The 22,917-nt window shown below is 44.6% G+C and carries 13 protein-coding genes; 4 read left to right on the top strand and 9 right to left on the bottom strand.

The features are described 5' to 3' along the window. Window positions 1-513 precede the first annotated feature (513 nt). The 7 genes from KUA49_RS03465 to KUA49_RS03435 form a co-directional block, all read right to left on the bottom strand. Window positions 514-1,194 (bottom strand): hypothetical protein, encoded by a 681-nt coding sequence (locus KUA49_RS03465; protein ID WP_118081390.1) that lies wholly within the window; start codon window positions 1,192-1,194, stop codon window positions 514-516. 89 nt (window positions 1,195-1,283) lie between these two features. Beyond that, window positions 1,284-1,913, bottom strand: coding sequence for a hypothetical protein (locus KUA49_RS03460; protein WP_118081388.1), 630 nt, complete (start codon window positions 1,911-1,913; stop codon window positions 1,284-1,286). A gap of 1,417 nt (window positions 1,914-3,330) precedes the next feature. Next, on the bottom strand, window positions 3,331-4,554 hold the full coding sequence (locus tag KUA49_RS03455; protein WP_117945580.1) for a site-specific integrase: 1,224 nt from the start codon (window positions 4,552-4,554) through the stop codon (window positions 3,331-3,333). A gap of 335 nt (window positions 4,555-4,889) precedes the next feature. Next, the gene (locus tag KUA49_RS03450) at window positions 4,890-6,617 is read right to left on the bottom strand and encodes an alpha-amylase family glycosyl hydrolase (RefSeq protein ID WP_218412016.1); all 1,728 of its coding nucleotides are present in this window, start codon (window positions 6,615-6,617) and stop codon (window positions 4,890-4,892) included. 67 nt (window positions 6,618-6,684) lie between these two features. After that, window positions 6,685-8,787, bottom strand: coding sequence for a glycoside hydrolase family 97 protein (locus tag KUA49_RS03445; protein WP_218412017.1), 2,103 nt, complete (start codon window positions 8,785-8,787; stop codon window positions 6,685-6,687). 92 nt (window positions 8,788-8,879) lie between these two features. Next, on the bottom strand, window positions 8,880-10,607 hold the full coding sequence (locus KUA49_RS03440; protein ID WP_218412018.1) for a RagB/SusD family nutrient uptake outer membrane protein: 1,728 nt from the start codon (window positions 10,605-10,607) through the stop codon (window positions 8,880-8,882). Window positions 10,608-10,678: 71 nt separating this feature from the next. Next, window positions 10,679-13,654, bottom strand: coding sequence for a SusC/RagA family TonB-linked outer membrane protein (locus KUA49_RS03435; protein WP_218412019.1), 2,976 nt, complete (start codon window positions 13,652-13,654; stop codon window positions 10,679-10,681). Between the two features lie 227 nt (window positions 13,655-13,881). Here KUA49_RS03435 and KUA49_RS03430 point away from each other — a divergent pair, with 227 nt between their 5' ends. The 3 genes from KUA49_RS03430 (at window position 13,882) to KUA49_RS03420 (ending at window position 20,225) form a co-directional block, all read left to right on the top strand. Further along, window positions 13,882-15,519, top strand: coding sequence for a DUF6377 domain-containing protein (locus KUA49_RS03430; protein WP_218412020.1), 1,638 nt, complete (start codon window positions 13,882-13,884; stop codon window positions 15,517-15,519). Between the two features lie 316 nt (window positions 15,520-15,835). Then, a complete protein-coding gene (locus KUA49_RS03425; protein ID WP_218412021.1) occupies window positions 15,836-18,652 on the top strand; it encodes a TonB-dependent receptor in 2,817 nt (938 codons plus the stop codon). Between the two features lie 43 nt (window positions 18,653-18,695). Beyond that, window positions 18,696-20,225, top strand: a complete 1,530-nt coding sequence (locus KUA49_RS03420) for a hypothetical protein (RefSeq protein WP_218412022.1) — start codon at window positions 18,696-18,698, stop codon at window positions 20,223-20,225. Between the two features lie 140 nt (window positions 20,226-20,365). Here KUA49_RS03420 and KUA49_RS03415 read toward each other — a convergent pair whose 3' ends face one another. Then, entirely contained in the window at window positions 20,366-20,998 is a 633-nt protein-coding gene (locus KUA49_RS03415) for a nitroreductase family protein (protein ID WP_218412023.1), read from the bottom strand. A gap of 295 nt (window positions 20,999-21,293) precedes the next feature. Here KUA49_RS03415 and KUA49_RS03410 point away from each other — a divergent pair, with 295 nt between their 5' ends. Next, the gene (locus KUA49_RS03410) at window positions 21,294-21,959 is read left to right on the top strand and encodes a hypothetical protein (RefSeq protein ID WP_218412024.1); all 666 of its coding nucleotides are present in this window, start codon (window positions 21,294-21,296) and stop codon (window positions 21,957-21,959) included. A gap of 58 nt (window positions 21,960-22,017) precedes the next feature. Here KUA49_RS03410 and KUA49_RS03405 read toward each other — a convergent pair whose 3' ends face one another. After that, window positions 22,018-22,887, bottom strand: coding sequence for a hypothetical protein (locus tag KUA49_RS03405; RefSeq protein ID WP_218412025.1), 870 nt, complete (start codon window positions 22,885-22,887; stop codon window positions 22,018-22,020). Window positions 22,888-22,917: the final 30 nt, after the last annotated feature.

Raw genomic sequence — 22,917 nt, 5'->3', positions numbered from 1 at the left:
GCTTCTGTTTCGGATAATCTTTTCGTATTCTTTCTTATTTTTCCGAAAAATTCTGCTAAAATATGCCGAATAGCTAAAAATGAGCGATTTACAAGTGTTTCACCTCAATAGAGGTAATGACTTGGTAATAGTTTTAACTTCTGTATTATACATAAGTTTGCATTACTTGTCAAACAACTCTTTTCGGTGACAAAGGTACAACATTTATGTGGATTGATGAAAATCATATCCATTTTTTAGATTTTATTTTCAGTTGCTGCCATATACGTACTACTCAACACCCCTTGGATGTGTCAAATCCGCAAAATATTGATGATTTTGGCTATATTTATGCTACAAAATAGGCTATTATGTCAAATGAGTACTTGAAATTCATTTTTAGGGGCTGAGTAGTAACAAGAACATCTGAGACCTACAGAGAATGAACCGCCAACCTGTGGGGAGGGATAAATTGAAAAATGCTTCCATACTGCGAAAGTACGGAAGCATTTGTATGGGGGAAAAGACAAAAGATTATTGCAGACTCTTGTCAAGGATTTCAAGAAGAATGGTAGGGTCCTCGTGGATTTGCTCAGCAGTGAGTCCTCTCTTTTCCACTTCTTCAGCGACGGCAGGATAGTCCTTGAATTTATCCTTTATCTTTTTCAACAGTTTCTTTTGAGAATATTTTTCTCTTTTGGAATTAATTTTTTTATCCTCAAATAACATCCAATAGTAAACATGCTTGCCGCTATCAACCATATAGTGATATCCCCTACAGCCCAAGTAAACGGTATTATTTGTCCATATACCAGTAAACGACCTGCTGTGGGTGGAACTTTCAAAAGCAAACGGCTGCATATAGCCCGTAACATGTTTACCCTTGTAAATTTCAGTTGCCATAAAAGGGAATGTAGGGTCATCTTCATTAAGAACGAAAGTTCGCTTCTTGCCGTCTTGCATAGCATTGTCCACCACAAGGGATTTAATGTCTACGATTTTGTATTTTACATCCTTACCATTTTGTGTTTCACTGAAATAGATGTTTTTTTTCATGAAGTGGATGTCGTTCTGCAAATAGCCGTTGAGCACAGTACCGTCTTTAAGAGTCAGCACTGCCTTAGGCCATGAAACTTTCTCTTTAGGTTTCTTTGCGTTTGCTATTGTCGCAAACGAGAACACCATTAAAAAGATGATAAAAAGTAACTTTTTCATATGTACGTTTATTTAATGTTTCGATAGATATTTTTAACACTACAAAAATTTGATTACAAAAACTTTGTCATAAATCATAATCAAGGAAGTTATTCCAAAACTTCATCAAGTTTTCTGACTAATATAGTAGGGTCTTTACGAATCTCTTTCATACTTAGACCTTTGAGTATTTCCTTTATCTGAGGATAACCTTTAAAATACATTTTTAGCACAGTCTTTTGACCAATTCCTCCAATGCTATTATCCTTCAAATAATAGGTTCTTGCAAAGTCCTCATTCTTGGCTTTGTAATAAAACATGATAGCCAATCTGTAAATACTTCCCGATTTCACATGGGTAGCTGTGTTTATATAGTGAATATAGGCAGAAATGTTTTTCCCCTCATAAACTGGCTGAAGGAATACCGGATTTTTGTAGAGTTTCGGATTCTCTTTATAAGACATGCTCATTCCCATCTGGGCAACCATCGGAATCCAGTTTTCCCATTCTCCAGCCTTCTTGTTATAGTATTTTATCTCTTTTACATCAGTAGATGCGAAGTCTGCCTTCTCACCATCAGTTTTTTTGATTCTGAACTCATGGTAATTGTCTACATTAAAGGAAAACTTCTTAATGTCACCTTTCACAAAGGTGCCGTTGTTCAAGGTTACTTCTGCATTCTGAGCTTGAACTATTCCACAAAGAAGAATAGCAAGAAACATAAAAATCAACTTTTTCATACGCATGACTATTTAATTTTGTTTCAATTTAAATTAATTGTTTTGCTTATAAAGATAGGATGCTTTTCTTTAACTGCCAAAGAAAAAGAATATTATTAACACAATTATATAGATATATAACAAAATTTAGCATATAATGGCAGTAATTGCAGTTGGTATACTCATTTTCTGCGACCATCGGGAGCAAAAATTCTCCACCCTCATGGTGGAGCGAGGAGTTTTGGGGTTCCCGAAACATAACCTCGCTCCCTCCTCTAAGAACAAAAGACGAGATATTTGCCTTTCGGCTTTCCATGCCCAAGGTTGCAGACCTTAATTCTCTCAATTTACGCCAAACATCAAAGCTGCCACATTGAAAGAACAAGGTCACAGACACAAGCTACTTTGTACATGGAGTTTGCAAAGGAAAAGGTGATATTTTCAGTGTGAAACTTGCCAAGTGTTTCAGTTGTGTGTTGTTGATTTCCTTTGTGAACTATGCCGAGTGTGCTGTGTGTCCTCGGTATAGTCTGCATAAATCTAATGCCATGCTAAAACACTGCGGAGGTTCGCCCAAGTGGCTGGAGGCGCAAAGCCTCCAAGGAACGTTGCTGCAACCATTTCGGAGAATAGAGCGGTTGCCAATTAATCCACAAGCACATTTTACAGCGTACCAAGTGAGGGCATGTAAAACGTTGAATTGTTGAAGATAGGTGTTATCTTTATGAGAACCAACCACTTATACCCTCAACAAACTCTCAACAAATAGCTCTACACAACAAATTACTGGGCTAAAAAGAAAGAAAGGAATGGTGTTCATGGTTTTCTCTTTTCAACATTATCTTTCTTTTGTTGAGAGATTTGTTGAGAATATGTTGAGCCGTAAATGCCTGATGTTCAATACTTCTTTCATCATATTCAACAATTCAACAAAAATAAGGGGTGTTTTGTCCGTCATTTTTAGGAACAGAACTCATCCCCCTACAAGTAAGAATGTCATGCTTATGCTTCAGTACTTATTCACGACAGTACGACAGCGCCAAGCCAACAAACAAGCAAGAGGACATTCAACTAAAGGCGGTTGTTCTTCTATTGAGTTGTAGGATAATGACACTACTTTTCTCTTTTGCCCCGTACAATCTCTTGAAGATGGTGACACGAAACCGAGCTGCCCCGTATGAGTTTATACGGAAGCAAAGGGCAACAATCATCGGAAAGCCATACAACGTTTGCCAAATGCCATTGGAAGTTTCCTGTTTCTGTTGGACTTTCGACACCGTCAATAAACCATCCTTGTATATTGACCTTATCACAGCATGGAGTTTCATGGCGGTGACATGAAGCATATCAACCAATTCACCCTCACTCATCCACAAGTCTTGCAAGTTGGACGGAATGGATAACATTCCATTTCCGTCCACGGTGATTACTGTCCTTTTCATGCCATTCCTCCCATTGTAGGCAAATGCCCCTTGATTCGACTTTCAAAAGCTGATATGTCATGCTCCAATTTAGTACTTGTCACCTTTGCGTAAATTTGTGTTGTGGCGATGTCCGTATGTCCCAGTATCTTGCTTACACTCTCTATCGGCATACCGTAGTTTAAAGCCAAAACTGCGAACGAATGCCGGCTTACATGAAATGAAATTCGCTTCTTGATGCCACACATTTTTGCCACTTTCTTTATACGCTTGTTTACCATGTCAAGTGAGCCAATATTAAACAAGTGCATATCTTTTCTCAATGGCTTGTAACGTTCAATTATCTGTATGGCTGCATCTATCAGTTTAATTTTGAATGGTACGCCTGTCTTTTGACGCTGAGAAACTATCCATGGAGACCCACTTATAATGGCAACATTGTCCTCTGTAAGATTCTTGATGTCAACGAAAGAGATACCTGTCCAACAACCAAACATAAACAAGTCTCTCGCAAAAGCAAAGTTGGGATTTTCCAACTCTATTCCTGCCAATATGTCCAATTCTTCCTCTGTCAAGAACTCCCGCTCCTTGTGGTCTGGGTCAACGTGGTACATGGCAAACGGATTTCTCTGTATCTTGCCGTTGTAGTGTGCTGCCGTGACGATATGCTTCAATGGTATGGAGTATATCCAAATGGTAGATTGCGTGAGTCCAATGACATTCTTCAAATACAGACAAAAATCACGGATGAACTCCTCGGTAAGCTCATTCATGGACATATCGCTGCGCTTGTACTGAAATTTGATGAACTCGGCAACGTACTTTCTTACCGTCAGATACTTGCGGTAGGTTCGGACAGCTCGGTCTTTTCCCACGCGTTGGGCAAAGGCTGCGTTCTCCTTGTCAAAAGCTCTGAGTAATGTCTCATACTCCGTACCTATGCCTTGATATGCGTTTCTCACCATTTCAGCGGTAACGAACGCCTCACGGTCGGAAAGCCGTTGGTAATGCTTAGCGATTTGAGCCTTGATGTTATCAAGCGCAAAGTTCACCTCATTGGCTTCCTTGCTTCTGCCTTTGGCTCTGTTGCCCTTGGCATCCCATATCGCCTTGGTCACGCTCAGCTTGCAACTGAACTGTGCGATAGTTCCGTTGATTGTCACTCGTCCCATGATAGGGACAACTCCGTTTCTCTCCTTGCTTCCATTTACATAGAAGACTGTCTTGAATGTACTTCTCATAATTCCTTGCTTTTTGTTCTGTGCAAAATTAAATCATGAGAGTTGCATGGCAAATTCACAACCTGTGCAGAATTGAGAAGTAAAAACCGAAGCCGTTAAAAATGCTTATTAGAGAGTTTCTTTGAGGTAATGACTTGAAAGCGTTTCTACTTCTCAAATCCGCCATTTTCGCATTTCCTCACGAACGTCACTTAAAGCCAACAACTGCCACAACCACTTGAAACTCAAAACAAAAGCCCAAATCTGCTATTTTTTGCTTTTTTAGTCATTCTTTTTCCTTAAAATCCATGCGGATTCTGATATTTAATAAAGCTAGCAATAATCATGTTCACAGGTTACTTAGCCATCTTGAATACGGCGGCACTAATGCCTGAAGCTTTGATAGCATCGGTCTTCTTGCCTGATTTATATACAACCTTGCCTGTTGAAAGAACAGAAACCACCTTGCCACCTACAGAGCTGATGTTGAGAGACACAGCCTTGGCGCTAGGATTCACGATAACAACATACTTCTCTTCACCCAAAGTACGCTCATATACCATCGGATATTCCTGACCCTTCTGGTTCAGGAGCTTCCAATCGCCCTCATTGTCAAGAGCCTTGGCTGAATGACGCAAAGCGGTCAGCTTACGGGTATATGACAACAGAGAATTCTGATCTCCCTGCTGAGCCTCAACGGTCAACTTTCCGTTTTCCGTATCTACAGGGAAGTAGAGTTTATCAGGCGCACTCGTTGAGAAGCCGGCATTCTTGCCCTTGGTCCACTGCATCGGAGTGCGGGTACCAGAGCGCTCATTGCTACCCTCCTTGTTAGGGAGATTCATCTGATACTTCATACCAATCTCATCACCATAATAGATAAATGGAATACCAGGCATGGTGAGGAAGAAGGTCATCGCCACCTTCAGCTGGTCTGGAGTGTTACGGGTACCTATATTAGGCCGCTGGTAATCGTGGTTGGCAGATGGAACAGCGATGTAGCCGAGATTCTTAGTGGCATTGAATGCCTTGGTATAGTTCTCGCTAAACTCCTTGAGCGAACCTTTACCCAGCTTGTCGAAATAGCAGTTCTGGTAACTCTGCTCCCACTTGCCCCATGGAGTCTTGCGGTCGAAGAACAGAGAAGCATATCCCTTGAGACCAAAATGAATGTAGAAATCGATGTTGAAACCAGCAGGGATGGCTTGCTGCGGATTAGCCCATTCTGAAATCAGGACGGTCTCAGGATAGTATTGATCCTTCCAGGCACGCATCTCATTCCAGAGCTTGGAAACCTCCTTCTTGTCGGGGTCGTTCTTGATGAGCGATGATGCCATATCTACACGGAATCCATCTACACCCTTATCAAACCAGAATGCCATGATGTTACGTATCTCCCTGCGAACAGCCTGTGGTCCAGGAGCATCTACCCCCTGCTCCCAAGGATGATTTGGGTCTGGATGAGCAAAACCATAGTTCAAGGCAGGCTGGCACTCGAAGAAATTCTTCTCATAATACTTGGCACGAGGAGCATTCGCCTCCACATATCTGCCTCGGGTACTAGACTCCGGACTTGCCTCCTGATGACGGGCTTCTATTTCTTTCTTCTCGCTCTCAGGAATATCGTTCATCCAGATATAATAGTCGCTGTAACGCTGGTTAGGATCTTTCTCGGAAGACTCCTTGAACCAGGCACACTTGGTGCTGGAATGTCCTGCCACCAGGTCGAGACAAACCTTCATACCACGCTTATGGGCCTCATTGACCAATGTAACCAAATCGGTATTGGTACCGAATCGAGGATCCACCTTATAGAAGTCGATGACATCATAGCCACCATCAAACCATCCCGACTCAAAAATCGGATTGAGCCAAAGGGCGTTCACACCCAGCGACTTGATGTAATCCAACTTGGAAGTGATACCCGGCAAATCGCCAATACCATTGCCATCTGTATCCATATAGGAAGATGGATAAATCTGATAGAAAAGTGCATCACTCAACCAAGCCGGTCCCTTCTTCTGTTCTGCCTGAACAGAAAGTGTGGTTGCCGCCAAAGCAGCAACCAACAACATTTTATTCATTCTTTTCATGAGCATCATTATTAAATTAAGAAAAACTCTCTCTAATAATAACTTCAAATCCTGCTTTTTATTGTGCAAGAATGCTAATAGCAAATCCACCACCTGCAACAGAGTTCAACTTCAAGACTGACTTGCTGGTCACAGTCTTCTTGGTGATGACATAAGCCTGAGGATTAGTCTTGTAGTTGGCATTCTTTGCATCCTGATAGATGGTAGCCACATACTTCTTTCCCTTGTCGAGGAAATCGAGCTTTACGGTAGATTGATGAGCCTTCATGCCCGTAACACCACCGACAAACCAGTTATCAGAACCCTTTGCCTTGCGGGCAGCGGTGATATACTCCATTGGTTCAGCCTCCAGATAGATAGACTTGTCCCAATCTACAGCCACGTCCTTGATAAACTGGAAGGCATCCATGTGCTTCTCGTAATTCTCTGGGAAATCGGCAGCCATCTGCAATGGACTGTACATCGTTACATAAAGTGCCAACTGACCGCAGATGGTAGAGTTGCAATGTGAACCATTGGCGCAATCCATCTCAAAGATACCAGGGGTATAATCCATCGGACCACCCTGCAGACGGGTGAAAGGCAAGATGGCGGTATGTCCCGGTTTGGTACCTCCGAAAGCCTGATATTCAGTACCGCGAGCACTCTCGTTGCCAATCAGGTTAGGATAAGTGCGGCAGAGACCGGTAGGACGCACAGCCTCATGGGCATTTACCATGATGTGATAATCGGCAGCACGAGTTACGGCATGCTGATAGTGATTGATTTCCAACTGACTGTAGTGATGCTCGCCACGAGGAATGATGTTGCCCACATAACCGCTCTTTACAGCATCGTAACCATAATCTTTCATCAACTGGTAAGCTCTGTCCATATACTTCTCGTAGTTCATCACAGAAGAAGAGGTTTCATGATGCATAATGAGCTTCACTCCCTTGGAATGTGCATACTCATTGAGTGCCTTGATGTCGAAATCAGGATATGGAGTCAGGAAATCGAATACTTTTTCCTTCATATAGCCACTCCAGTCTTCCCAACCGATGTTCCATCCTTCTACCAAGACAGCATCGAAACCATGGGCTGCAGCAAAGTCGATGTAACGGCGCACATTGGCATTGTTGGCAGAATGCTTGCCCGATGGCTTGGCATGTACATAGTCGGTTTCATCCAACTTCACGGTAGGATAATCATGGGTATAGGCCCACTCTCCCTTACCGGAAATCATCTCCCACCATACACCTACATACTTTACAGGATGAATCCAGGAGGTATCCTTGATCTTGCAAGGCTCATTGAGATTGAGAATCAGATTGGAAGACAAAACCTTGCGGGCATCATCTGTAATAACCATGGTACGCCAAGGGCTCTTGAACGGAGTCTGCACATATCCCTTCATTCCCTGTGCATCAGGGGTAAGCCAAGAGGTAAAGGTCATGGTCTTGTCATCCAGATTCAGGTGCATGGCTGGATAATCCACTAAAGCAGCCTCATGCAGATTGATATAGATACCATCATCAGTCTTCAACTGGAGTGAAGTCTGTACACCTGTATCAGAAAAGACAGTCTGCGAGAGATTGCTGCTGACAGCAGCATGCAAGGCTGGACGAATGCCAGACAGACGGGTCTTGGTGTATTCATATTCCTGGGTATCGTAATCACCAGGAATCCACCAGGCGGTATGATCGCCCGTCATGGCAAACTCAGTACGCTCTTCCTTGATGGTAAAGTAGTTGAGACTGCCTTTCTGAGGGAACTCATAGCGTAATCCTACTCCATCATCATAGACACGGAAACGGACGTTCATATAACTGTCGGTGGAATTCTGCTTCAACTCTACCAGCATATCATTATAATGATTGCGGATAGCCTTGTTCTCTCCCCAAACAGGAGTCCAGGTCTCATCGAAAGTGGAAGTTTTCTCATCGATGACGCTAAAATCGGCAAGCAGGTCCTTGCCATCCTTACCACCCTTGGCGAGCTGATAACCCAGACGGCTAGGCTTGATGATGGTCTTGCCCTGATAGGTCACACTATAGGTAGGCACAGTGCCATCCAAGGTGAAGTTCACCTTGATTTGTCCGTTAGGAGAAGTAATGTCTCCAGCATCTGCCGAGATGCCAAAAGCCATCAGAAGGCTTGCGAGCAAAAAGAGTTTTTTCATATTATTTCCTTTTTTAGTTTGTAATATTCAATATAAAATTACCATTCTCCCTGGTATGCTCCAATGAGGAATTTCCTCATTGGAGCTACCCCTTACTTGGTATAACCAGGATTCTGATCGAGTTTCTTGTTCAAGTTGAGCACGGCATAAGGGATTGGATAAACCATGGTATAGCCCTGCGTATCATCATTGTAATCACCTGCAGAAGCATTGTGGGTCACACCCTTGAAGCGATCAGCTGTAGGTTCTGTAAAGGTGCAGAATCTGATCTGATCTGGGCGTCGTACTCCCTCCCAAGCCAGTTCCAGCATACGTTCATCCAGAATGTCATTGAGCGTAAGTTCTGTACGAGGGGTAGCAGCAACACGGCCACGAACCTCATTGACAATTGTGAGAGCCTCAGCCTTGTTTCCCATACGATACTCAGCCTCAGCCTTCAGGAGCAGGGCATCAGCATAACGCCAGATTACCAGGTCGTTGTTGAAACTATACTGCTGGGTAGTGGACTTATCAAACTCATACTTCTTCATTCTGGCACCGGCACACTTCATGGCATGAGGGTCGTCGGCAGCAGAGAAATCTACCTTTACAGCCAGTGGCATATACTCCAGTGGCTTGTCTGTGGCACCATCCTCTACAGCCTTTCCAGTCTCCTCCATATAATCCTTGTCGGTATAGAAGTTGAGCTTCAGACGAGGGTCCGGATTAGCCGTTCCATAGCCATACACCAGCATCTGCTGCTTGGAAGAGCAGGCTCCATTCCAGCCCTGATAACCGATGGCACCGCCATGGTTATAATGCAGGGTGCGCACGATGTTGTAATCCTCTATCTTATAGTTGACGCAGTCGTTCGGACGGGTCCAGATATTCTCCACGGAATTCTGGTTGGCTACGATGAAGTTATCTGCATAGCTAGGCTGCAGGCGGTAACCCAAGCTGGCAATCTGATCAGCACAATAGGCTGCTGTTTCCCAAGCATTGCGAGTTTCACCATCCAAAGTGATGTTAATCTTTTTGCCCATTTCCGAAACAGTCTTTCCCTGCTCCTCGCTGGCAGTAGCCTTGCCGCTCTTGTCTGTACCGACAAAGGCACTATAGCTGGTTGGAGTGGTATCATCGATGGTATAGACCGGTGCATTGATGGCACACTTAGCCATACACATATATGCCACAGCCTTAGTGATACGGCCATAATATTCACCCTCGTTCTGGCTCTTACTGTCTGAAAGATGAGGAATACATTCTGCCAACTCAGAAGTGACAAACTTGAAGACATCAGAGCGGTTGGACTGATTCACCTCGTTAGCACTCACCTGAGAAGAAACAACCAATGGCACCTGTCCGAAGAGATCCATCACATAGTAATAATAGACAGCACGAAGGGCTCTCAATTCATATACATATTCAGCATATTCCGGATGTTCACCCAGGTACTTGTTGAGTCGGTCGATAGAAGAATTGGCAAGACCGATGACACGATACAGGTTGTTCCACACATCGTTATACTTGCTTACAGACGATTCAAAGTTGTGGAGGAAAATGTTCTGCCAGGCACCACCATCCACCCAGTCACCTTGGCGACCAGGAATCATACTGGCATCAGAAGAGAACTCCTGAAAGGTATGTACCGAGCCACCATCGCTTCCATACAATCCATTGCCGATGGAAGAATAAACATTAGCCACTGTGTTTACATATACCAGCTTAGGGGTACTGAAAGCCTCCTCCTCAGAAAACTTGCTTCGTGGAGTCTCATCCAGTGAGCAACTAGCCAGTAATATCGATGAAAGAAGCATCGAGCCTATAATATATTGTTTCATAACTGTAATCCTTTATATATTAATAATGTAATTCTTAATTAGAACTTGTTATCTATTCTATGTGAAAACATTTAGAAATTCACTGAGAGCGACAAAGTATAAGTACGGCTCAGAGGATAGATGTTCTTGTCGTCAACACCCAGATTGCCGCCACTGATGGTTGCAGAGTTGATCATTGGAGTCAAGCCCTTGTAACCCGTGAGAGTACAGATATTGTTGACCGACAACGACAGGTGAATGTTGTTGATGAATTTCCACTTGAGCATATCCTTGGTGAAGGTGTAGCCCAGAGAAGCGTACTCGAAGTTCATATAGTCACCCTTTTCCAACCAGTAGTCAGAAATCTGAACATCATGGATTCCCTTGCCATTATTGAGATGCTGTGCACCGCTCAGAATATTATAGGTTGGGAAATTACTCATATTGTTCAAGGTCATGGATGTAGCATTGTAAATCTTATGACCGAACGCACCATTAAACTGCATGCTCAGATCCCAGTTCTTGTACTTGAAGCTCATATCCCAACCGAGGAAGTACTTAGGAATGGCCTGTCCGCATACCTTGCGGTCGCCACTGTCACCCGTATCAATGGTACCATTATCATCAAGGTCTTCGATGATATACTGTCCATTCTCATCAATACCTGTGCAGTGAGGCAGATAGAACACACCAACAGGCTGTCCCTCTATCAGATAAGTTACGCCATTGTTATGCACCAGACCAGCCGCACCTACGGTGGCAACAGAGATATGCTCGCTCGTTGTCATAGGCTGTCCCTTGTAGGTACCACTCAACTTCTTCAGCTTATTCTTCTGATAAGAGAAATTCAGACCGGAATTGAAGGTGAAGTCCTTCGTCTTGATGATGTCACCACGAACAGCCAGTTCGAATCCCATATTAGTCATGGTACCCATATTGGCCAACAGACGGTCGTAAGTGAAAGGAGGTACCGGCACGGTATAGGTATAAAGCATATCCGATGTCTCAGAAGTATACCAATCGAAGGTTACGTTGAGACGCTGCTTGAACATCGACAGGTCGAAACCGGCATCAAACGTCTTCTTTACCTCCCACTTCAGATCAGGGTTGCTGTTGGAAGTAACCGCAAAAGTAGTACTTGTTGCGCCGTTAACGGTAGTTACACCATTAGGTTCCATCAGGGCAAGAGAGGTATAAGGATCGATGGCATCCTGATTACCGGTCACACCATATCCTGCACGGATCTTGAAATTATCTATCTGCTTGATTTTCTTCATCCAAGGCTCGTTGCTGATTACCCAGGCTAAGGAAGCAGAAGGGAACCAGCCCCACTTCTGACCATCACCCAACTTGGAAGAACCATCGGTACGAACATTGACGGTAGCGATGTATCTGTCAGCAAACATATAGTTGACACGAGCCATATAAGAACTCAGGGTATATTCGGTGTAGTTAGACTGCAGATTACCCCAGCTCACATTGGCAGCAGCCTTCATGTTATTGAACTTGAAGTAGTTGGTATCAAATCCATGTGCCTCCTGTGAGTTCCAGTCGTAGGTGTATTTCTGTCCCTCCATCAAGGCCAAGGCATCAATGTGATGCTTGCCGAAATCCTTGGAGAAATTCACCATGACGTTGCCCATATAGTCCTTGCGGTTGGTATTGGCGATATAAGCCCATCCGTTACCGTTCAGCTTACCCATCTGGATATTGTTAGGAATATAGAACTTATTGTCACGGTTCCAATAGTTATATGAACCAAAGGCACTTACAGAGAGACCGTCGATGATGTTGACCGTTGCCTTGCCATGAACATTGACAGAGGCATCCTTGTAGAAGTCATCAATATCTAGCAATCCCAGTGGATTCCAGATTTCATTGGCAAGCAAGTCCTCATCCCATTCGCCCTTGTTGTTTCTCACATGAGGATAGGTAGGGTTATAAGCAGTGGCAGAATAGAACAGCTTGTGCATATCATACTGGATATTGCTGTTGCGCTGAGAGCCAAACATTCCGAGTTCCAGCTTCAGATGTTTGTCGAAGAGATACTGGGTTCCATCCAACTTTGCTGTAAAATTCTTCATATCAGAATTCTTCAAGGCTCCCTGACGGAGTATGAATCCCAAAGAAGCACGCAGACTGGATGTATCCGTACCAGAAGAAAAAGAAATATTATGATTTTGGGTAAGACCCGTATTGCGCTCAATCTCCTCGAGGAAATTGGTATCGCCACCCATATCGGTATAGGTCAATCCCAAGGACTTGGCTGTCTCACGATATTCGGAAGCCGACATCATATCCAGATTTTTATAGACCGTGTTTACACCAAACTGACCATTGTAGCTAAGGCTGGAATATCCCAGCTTACCCTTGGCTGTGGTAACAACGATGACACCGGAAGCACCACGTGAACCATACTGAGCCGTCTCAGAAGCATCCTTCAGGATGGTTAGACTCTCAATGTCACCAGGAGCCAGGGAATTGAACATCGTCATATCAGCAAAGACGCCATCAATGATAACCAACGGATCGTTACCACCTGAAAGAGAAGAAGTACCACGAACACGAATGCTTGGGGAACTGGTTGGATCACCACCTGCCTGAGAGATGACAACACCAGCTACCTTACCCTTCAAGGCCTCGGCAGGACTGGTTACCACACCCTTGTTCATATCTTCTTTCTTGATGCGGTCAACAGCACCCGACACCGTGCGCTTGCTGCCCACAGCATAACCCACGACAAGCACCTCGTCGAGCACCTCATCGTTTTCCTTCAGCGTCACATTGATGACATGATTTCCCTTTACCGGAATCTCCTGAGTGCGATATCCCAGATAAGAGAATACCAAGACTGCACCATCCTTCACATTATTAAGCGTGTAACCGCCATCCAAGTCTGATACAGCTCCATTCTTTGTGTCCTTTACCAGAATGCTGGCACCAATGACTGGTTCGCCGGTGGCATCCACCACTTGTCCTTTAATGGTAGCCTGACCAAAAGCATTTAAAGTAATCAAGCATCCTGCCATCAGCAGACCTGCTTTCTTTGAAAAGTTCGTTTTATCCATAATTTAATAGGTTTATTATGATTAAAATTGTTTGTTGCTGCAAAAGTACGGCAAAAATCAATAAGTTGGTGCGAATAGTAGGCTTTTGGTAGATGGCCGGTATTTAGAGCCAACCTTACGGCTCTGAATATCAAGATTTTGCAAATTCTCAAAAAAAACGGCTAGTAGATGCGAGATTCTCAATGTTTTTTATTATTTTTGCAGCGGAATCTAAAAACATAGGAAATATGAGACATCTTATCGTTATAATCATCACCCTGATGATACAGCCGATATACATAAAAGGAGACAACAACCAGCTATACAAGCAGCTGGATGCTGCCCTGGCACAACGTGCCCATTATGTAGAGTTAAAAGAGAAAAGCTTAAACGAAATCAAGCAAGGAGCCAAGTATGTTACCAGCAACGAAGACAAATTAAAACTATACGAACAACTCGCCAACGAATACAAAGCTTACGAATACGACTCGGCGATGACCTACGTAAACAAAGGTCTTATCCTTGCCCAAAAGAGTAACAATATCTTTTTTAACAAAAGATTCCAGCTTAGCCAAACCAGGTTATTGATCACACGTGGATTCTATGCAGAAGCAAAGGAAATTCTTCAGAAGATAGAACCTAAGGAAGAACCACGTGACTATCAGTTTCTATACTATTATACAATGTATGGACTATACAACAACTGGTCAACCTACTGTGAAAACAATGAATTCAGCAAGAATTACGACCTGAAAAAAGTGGAATACCTGAAGAAAGCAATAGAACTGTCGCCAAAGAAAGATGCATTCTATTACTACCTGATGGGAGAATTATACTATTTCAGCAATCATCCCAACAATAACAAGACCATCCAATACTACAAAAAGGCACTGAGTATGGAAAAGGCCAACAGCCGTCTGCATGCCATGACCGCCTTTGCGCTTTCTGAGGTCTATCAGAAAGCCAACAACCTAGAGTTAATGGAGCATTACCTTCTGGTTGCAGCCATCTCAGACATCACTTCTGCCACAAAAGAAAACGTAGCCCTGCAAGACATCGCTCTCTTCATCTACAAACATAAGACAAGAAGTCTGAAAAAAGCACAGGAATACATCAACCTATCCCTGGAAGATGCTTATGCATACAACAACCGGTTACGCCGCATTGAGATTTCATCCAAATTACAATTGATTACCAATGCCTATACAGATGACATCAAAACAACTAACAGATTGCTCAACATCGCCCTATTGGTCATTATCCTGCTCCTACTTGGAGTAGGTATTAGCAGTCTGTTCATCCGCAAGAAGAACAGGCTTCTGAAACAAAAGAAAGATGAAATCACAGCTACGTCGGCAAAAATGGAAATTCTAAATGAACAATTGCATCTCATCAACGCCGAATTGAAGAATACCAATCAGAAACGCGAGAGATTGGTAAAGGTATATATTGACCTGAGCTATAAGAATATAGAGAGGAACCAAAAGCTACGAACATTGGCTATAAGAAAGATAAAGGCCAACCAAAGCAAGGAACTGCTGAGTCTCCTCTCTTCCTCATCAAGTACAGAAAGGGAAAACAAGGAGTTTTTGACTGAATTCGACAAGTCTTTCCTAGCTCTGTACCCAACTTTTGTAAACGAACTGAACCAGCAACTCACAGAATCGGCTCACATCCAACTGAAAGAGAATGGGGAAATGCCACCTATTCTTCGTGTGTGTGCCCTGTTACGATTAGGCATCACTGAAAGTTCAAAGATTGCCGGCATCCTGTCTTATTCGCCACAAACCGTATATAACTACCGTTCCATCCTCAAGAACAATGCTATAGACAAGGAGCACTTCGAGGAGAACGTACTCAAACTCTGTATGGTTATCGCAGACTGATCGAAGATTAAGAATACGGCACTTATATAATTACAAGTTTTATATAAAATATGTATTCAGATGCAAAGGTAATATAAAATCCGCTAACAGCCAAACAAAAATCACAATAATTACCGTTTTGCATGTCAAAAAGATACATTTCTCACAAAATCAACGTATTAATGCCAGTTTTTCAAAATTCAAATTCCCGAAAAAGGCAACAGATTTCCGCCCGTAACACCATTGTCGCAGCTTCGTCAATGCCTTTCAACCTCATCGCAACCCCAGTGTAATATAACCACCGTACCTTTGCAACCGAAATCAAACGATATAGGTTATGAATGCTAAAAGGGGAATTATTGTATTAGGATTGCTCTCGGCGGCTAGCATGCCAACGTGGGCGCAACAGATTAAGGGTGTGGTTATCGACCAGAAATCGAAGGAGACACTCATCGGTGCAGTCGTCACTGTGGATGGAACCAACGTGAAGGCTATCACCAACATCGACGGAAACTTCCAGATCGATGGACTGAAGAAAGACAAGACATATACACTATATATTAACTATGTAGGATATAAGACTCAAAAAATTGACGGGGTTCAGGCGAAGGACGCAGACCAGGTGATTGCGCTGCAACCTGATGAACAGCAGCTGAACGAGGTGACCGTTACCGCAGTGGAAAGGCGTAATACGGATGCGGCAATGATACAGGTGGCCAAGAACAGTCCCGTCATCGTGAGCAATGTTTCGGCACAGGAAATATCCAGAACTCAGGATACGAATGCGGGTGAGGTGATACGCCGAGTGCCAGGCGTGAGCCTCATCGACGATAAATTCGTGATGGTTCGTGGATTGTCACAGCGTTATAACAATGTGTGGGTGAACGGAGGAGCAGTGCCTAGTTCTGAGGCTGATTCCAGGGCTTTCTCCTTCGATATCATCCCAAGTTCGCAGATTGACAACCTCACCATCGTGAAGTCGCCAACAGCTGAATATCCCGCTGATTACTCAGGCGGTTTCATCATCGTCAACACCAAGGAGATTCCGGCAGAAAACAGTTTCAACATCGCCGTAGGCGGAAACTGGAATACATCTTCTGCCTTCAAGGACTTTTCTTACTCAAAAGGTTCCGGAACCGATTTCCTAGGGTTCGACAATGGCTTGAGAAACCTGAATGGGGGCATCCATGCTGACTTGAATCCACAGCTCGATGCCAACGGAAAACCGGTGGGAGATTATGCTACTTCGCTCCTGGGCAACGGGCTTAATAATGATTGGCTCATCAAGAACAAAAAGCCTTTGGGCGACTTGAAACTGGCAGCCAGCCTGAACCAGCGCTGGATGCTCGGCGGAAGAACACTCGGCATGCTCGCCGCCCTGAACTATACCAACGAATACCGCACCTACGAGAACATGGAGAACAATCTCTATGGCATCTATGATGCGACAAACGACAAGCCGAACTATCTTCGTCACTCTGTTGACGACCAGTATAATAGTAACGTGAGACTCGGAGCAATGCTCAACTTCACCTTCCTTTCCAAGGACGGCAACCACAAGTATCAGCTCAAGAACATCTTCAACCAGTTGGCTACCAGCCGATATACCTGGCGTGATGGCGTGAGCGCCCAGTCGAACCTGGAGCGAAGCGCAGAGTATTACTACCGCAGTAGAACAACATATAACGGTCAGCTTACCGGCAAGCACACCTTCACTAGCGACGCCCTTGACTGGAGCATCGGGTATGCGTATGCCAACCGTCATTTGCCTGACCGTCGTAGATACCTCATCGACGATGCTCTTGAATCGGGCGTTTATGCCCTGAGCACCGGCAACGACATATCGCGCGAGTGGACTCAGCTCGACGAACACATTCTCTCACTTGGTGTAAATGACAAGCACCACTTCAAGTTTGGCAACTTTGAGCCAGACTTGCAAGTGGGTGCCTATGGGGAGTATCGGACTCGAGAATACCAGACCCGCAACTTCATCTACAACTGGAATGTTTCAGCTAACAACATGCCATCCGGCTTCCGCCATAGCCATATCCCTACCCTGCTCACCAGCCAGGCGAACATGGGTTACGACAAGCTGTATCTTCTGGAGGAAAAGCAGATGCGCAATAACTACCGCGGACACAACACCTTAGGCGCCGGATACCTGGCGATGTCTCTCCCCTTTGGCAAACTCGGCATCCACGCCGGTGTCCGCTTCGAGCATAATGATATGGAACTCATCTCCAATTCCCGTGACTACGAGAAGAGTGAATCGAGCCGTCATTACAAGACCGATGATGTATTTCCATCTCTCAATACAACATATAAGATTAGCGACCAGCACCAGGTGCGACTGTCGTATGGCCGCAGTATTAACCGACCGGAATTCCGTGAAGTATCGTCGTCGGTGTATTACGACTTCGACCTTGCCAGCAATGTGCAGGGAAACACTGAGTTGAAGAACTGTTATGTCGATAACCTCGACCTGCGATATGAGTGGTATCCATCCCGTGGAGAGCTCATTTCGCTAGCAGTCTTCTACAAGCACTTCGATTCTCCTATCGAGTGGACCTACACGGTGGCAGGTGGCACAGACTTGATTTATTCCTACAAGAATGCGAAGAGTGCCAACAACTACGGTGTGGAGCTGGATATCAGAAAGAATCTCGGTTTCATAGGATTGAAGGATTTCAGCTGGTCGTTTAATGGTGCCCTCATCAAGAGCAAGGTGCAGTTTGAGAAGGGTTCGAAAGAGGAAAACAGACCGATGCAGGGTCAGTCGCCATACCTTATCAACACCGGTATCTTCTATAAAAACGAGCCATTGAAGATGGATATCGCCCTGCTCTACAACCGCATAGGCAAGCGAATCATCGGTGTGGGCAGAAGCGAAGGAAGCACAGGCGATGACTCCAATTCCCGAGTGCCTCACAGCTACGAGATGCCTCGCAACACCATCGACTTCTCGCTGGCAAAGAAATTCGGCAATCATCTGGAGCTGAAGCTCAACGTAAGAGATCTTCTTGCAGAAAAGATATATTACAAGCAGTTTGCTGATGTAACGTATAGCGACGGAAGCAAGAAGGAAGTAGAAGAAATAGCAAGATGCTACAAGCCGGGCAGAAACATCGGTTTGCAGGCAATCTATAAATTTTAAATAATAAGAATAATTAGATGTTTGTTTAATAAAACGAGAAACAATGATGAACAAGATGTATTTCTATGGATGCATGGGCATCCTCGCAGCATCTGCCTTGTTGAGCAGCTGCAGCAGTGACAATGACGATCCAACTCCTTCTCCAAATCCAGGACCAGAAGTAGTTTACAAGTGGACAACCAATGGCGGCTTGAAGGCTTGCGACCACATTCTCTTCGGAACAGATGACAAGGAAAACGCCAGCGGTACACAGATTGGCAACGGCGACCAGGAGTTCGTCTTCACAGGCAAGCAGACTTTGAAGAAAGGCACTTATCTCCTCAAAGGATGGGTATATATTGCAGAAGGTGCTGAGCTCACCATCGAACCGGGAACTATCATCAAGGGCGACAAGCAGACCAAGGCGGCACTCATCGCAGAGCGTGGCGGTAAACTCATCGCCAAGGGTACAGCCACAGAGCCTATCGTCTTTACATCTGAAGAGGCTGCCGGCAGCAGAAAGCCTGGCGACTGGGGTGGCATCATTCTCTGCGGTAAGGCTAAGAACAACCAGACTGAGCAGCAGATAGAGGGTGGTCCTCGTACCAAGCATGGTGGCGCAGATGATGCAGATAATTCTGGTACTTTAAGCTATGTGCGCATCGAGTTTGCCGGTTATCCATTCCAGAAGGATAAGGAGATCAACGGTTTGACCTTCGGTTCTGTAGGTTCCGGCACACAGATAGACCACGTTCAGGTATCTTATTCCAATGATGATTCCTTCGAGTGGTTTGGTGGTACCGTGAACTGCAAGTATCTCGTAGCCTACAAGGGTTGGGATGACGATTTCGATACCGATAACGGTTTCTCAGGAAAGGTGCAGTATGGTCTTTCGCTGCGCGACAGCAAGATAGCCGATACCTCTCAGAGCAACGGTTTCGAGAGCGACAACTGCGCCGATGGTGCTACCGTGGATCCTCGTACCAAGGCAACCTTCTCTAACATCACCTTCGTAGGTCCTAAGGTATTGGATGATAAGTTCCAGAACACCACAGATTATATCACTGCCGGAGCCTACAATCCAAACAACGGTTCAGCCCTCGGCAAGTTCCAGGCAGCCATGCAGATTCGCCGTTCTTCTAACCTCAACTGCATCAACTCGGTAGCCTTAGGCTGGCCTATCGGTTTGATTATCGATGGTGAGAAGGGAAATACCGTAAAGGATGCCAAGGAAGGCAAATTCAAGCTTCAGAATGTATATTTCGCAGGTATGGATGCCGTTGGTACAGATGCCAACAAGCAGTATGAGGATTATCTCTACGATGCAGCCAACAAGAAGGATCTTGACAAGAATCAGAAGTCATACAGCAACACCTTCTTCTTCTCAGAGCCAAGCAACAAGTATTTTGACAGTTGGGCTTCATTGGTTGGCGCAGACGGTTATACTCCTATCGCCGGCAGTCCGTTGCTTGGAGCCGCAAGTTTCGCCGGCTGGACAGGTTTCGATACCGTAAGCTATATTGGAGCCTTCGATGGCAGCACCAACTGGATGAGCGGCTGGACCAACTTCGACCCTCAGAATGCAAAGTACTAAAGAAGAATAGCTAATTTCTATTTTGACTATAAGGTTTTCTTTTATTGGAGCATGGCGCAGTGATTTGCGCCATGCTTTTTTTGTTGGGTTATGGAGGGAAACGTTGATGTCCTGAAACAGGACATCAACCTTCATCTGTCTTAATCCATGAACTTAATCATGTCCTGGCGTCTTGGCTTTGCCTCCGGCGATTCGTCAGGATATCCCAGGGCGATGCAGTAGAGTAGCTTGTAATTCTTGGAGAATGCCATGCGGTCGAGATAAGGCTTGGCTGACGGAGAATCCAATATCCAACGGGCAGAACTGCCCAGGCAGCAGGAGCCGATGCCCTTTGCCCATGCTGCAAGAATGATGTTCTCGCCAAGCAAACCGCAATCAATCTGCGCCATATCATAAGTAGTATCGTAGGCAATGCAAACCACGCATGGAGCATTCACGAAGATGTTCTTGAAGCCCTTGCGCTCTGCTATCTTAGGATTATCCTTTACCACGGCTTGGGTTATCGAATCGATGAGTGCTGGAGAATCTATCACTCTGATTTCGTACGACTGCAGGTTCTGCCCGTTTGGCGCATGGATGCCGCATTTCAGAATCTCGTTCAGGGTATCGCGGCTGATGACGGAATCCTTGTAAGCACGGATGCTTCTGCGACCCATCATCAAATCGGTTACCACACTTGCAGAGTCAACGCTGGTCGTTGCCTCCGGCTGTCTGTTCTCGTTGCAGGCAGTCAACATCAGTGCTGCTGCCAATCCTAAAAAAAACTTCTTCATATTACTCATGATTAAACTTATATTCCTATTAGTATATACCCATGTAACGCTATTAGTATTTATCCACGTAGCGTTATTAGTATATACCGTGCAAAGATAGCAACAAATACTTGTATTCAAGAAGATACGTTATGATTTTTAAGAGTTTTTATCGGTCTCTCCGCCATTCTTTTAACAAGTATATATCATAGCCAAACATTTTCCACCTATTTTGCTAGAATTTCCCAAAAACTTCGTATCTTTGCAGTGGCTTTATGCAAGATAAGCTGTTTATAAAATCATCAAACGTAGAATTATGGAAAGAAAAAGTTATTCTATAGATATAAATCGCATTGCACAATATGCCATGTATGCATATTGCATTTTTGCATTGTTTTCGCTGGCATTTTCTGTTTGCAGACAAGCGGGCTTATCCTTCAGAACAAGTCCCATCCTGATTCCATTAAGTCCCATCCTGGTTACCATCAAGCAACTGGTCTTGCAGCTCGCCCCTATAGCTTTATGGGGAATATTCCGCTACACGCTACCGGCAGGCGTAAAATTGCTACGACGCTGCAGCGAGTTGATGGTACTTTACTATGTGCTCTCATTCATCCTGGGCCAATGCTTCAATCTTCATCTCGTAACGATGATGCAGGACGGACAGATAACCCCCACGGCAACGATTCTCACCTGGATACAAAGCACTATGGGATTGATTTCCGTCATCGCTTCCCTGATAGCCGGCTGCCATCTGTACAGCAAGCACAGAGGTAACATGCGCAAACTGGGCATAGCCCTTATCCTGGTTTTCATGGTATGGCTGATGTGCTCGAATATACTCCCAGTTGCAGTGTTTTATCTGGCAGGTAACACCCAGCAGGCAGCCTTCACCTGCATGAATCTCATCAGTATGATAACAACGACATCGGCTTATATATACGCCTACCACATGATGTATCAGGTGATAAAAACGAAATAATTTGGTGATGCGGCGTTTTTTTCATCAGAAATAATCTCCATCAGGAATCATATCCCTATCATCTTATATACCCCTCCTGCTCATATCCCCTACGATAATGATGAATCATATTGACTAACGGCTGAAGGCGGACATCCGTTACTGCCATATTCCTGAATCTGGCATATTGCTGATTGTAAAGTGCGGCATTGCCTTCGGCCAATCTTTCCTCGATATCAGATGGCACCAGGAAGGAAGACCGATTACCCAGATAGGCATAAAACTCTGAAAGATAGATATGAACTCCAGCCAAATCAAAATCGCCGAAATGAATGTAATGATTGGGAATGCGGAGAAGCCATGACCTGAGATGCTCCAGGTTTTCCTGTGGATAACGGCAGACAAACAGGAGTTGCCTGCCAGGAAACAGGGCATCGAAAAGCCAACGCTGCAACCGAATCTGCATGAAATTCTCAGCATTCTCTATACCCACAACTATCACGTCTTCCGGTATCTCGAAACGATCCGGCTGATTGATGAAAACGGAACTGCCCTCCATCGGATGAAGTATGAATGGCTTTCCATCAAGCATAGCATCTATCTGAACATAGCAATCTACCAGAAAACCACGAAATGTATTCACCTTCTTAGCCTTTGAATCACCCACCATCCTAACCATATCAGCCCTCGTCTGCATAGAGGAAGAAGCGGAAATCCATTCTTCTAAAGAACATTTCAAGCCAAAATCCTGAACCAATAAGGTACGGCAACTCTCTCGCATGGCCTCGGCTATGCGATATTTGCATCTACTGCCATTGTTCTTCAACATCAGGAGCCCTTCCTGCCTCAGCAAAGCCGTGAGGCGAGGAGACAGCTTCGACGAAGCTATCTCCTCACCCTTCAACATTGCCAATATCTGTCGGGCATCGCCCAATCCTAACTTTTCCATATCATCCAGTATTTCATTTTATCCAGTATA

It is taken from the genome of Segatella copri, assembly GCF_019249655.2.
Taxonomy (GTDB): domain Bacteria; phylum Bacteroidota; class Bacteroidia; order Bacteroidales; family Bacteroidaceae; genus Prevotella.
The sequence above is the reverse complement of the archived record's forward strand: the minus strand, read 5'-3'. Positions and strand labels throughout refer to the sequence as shown.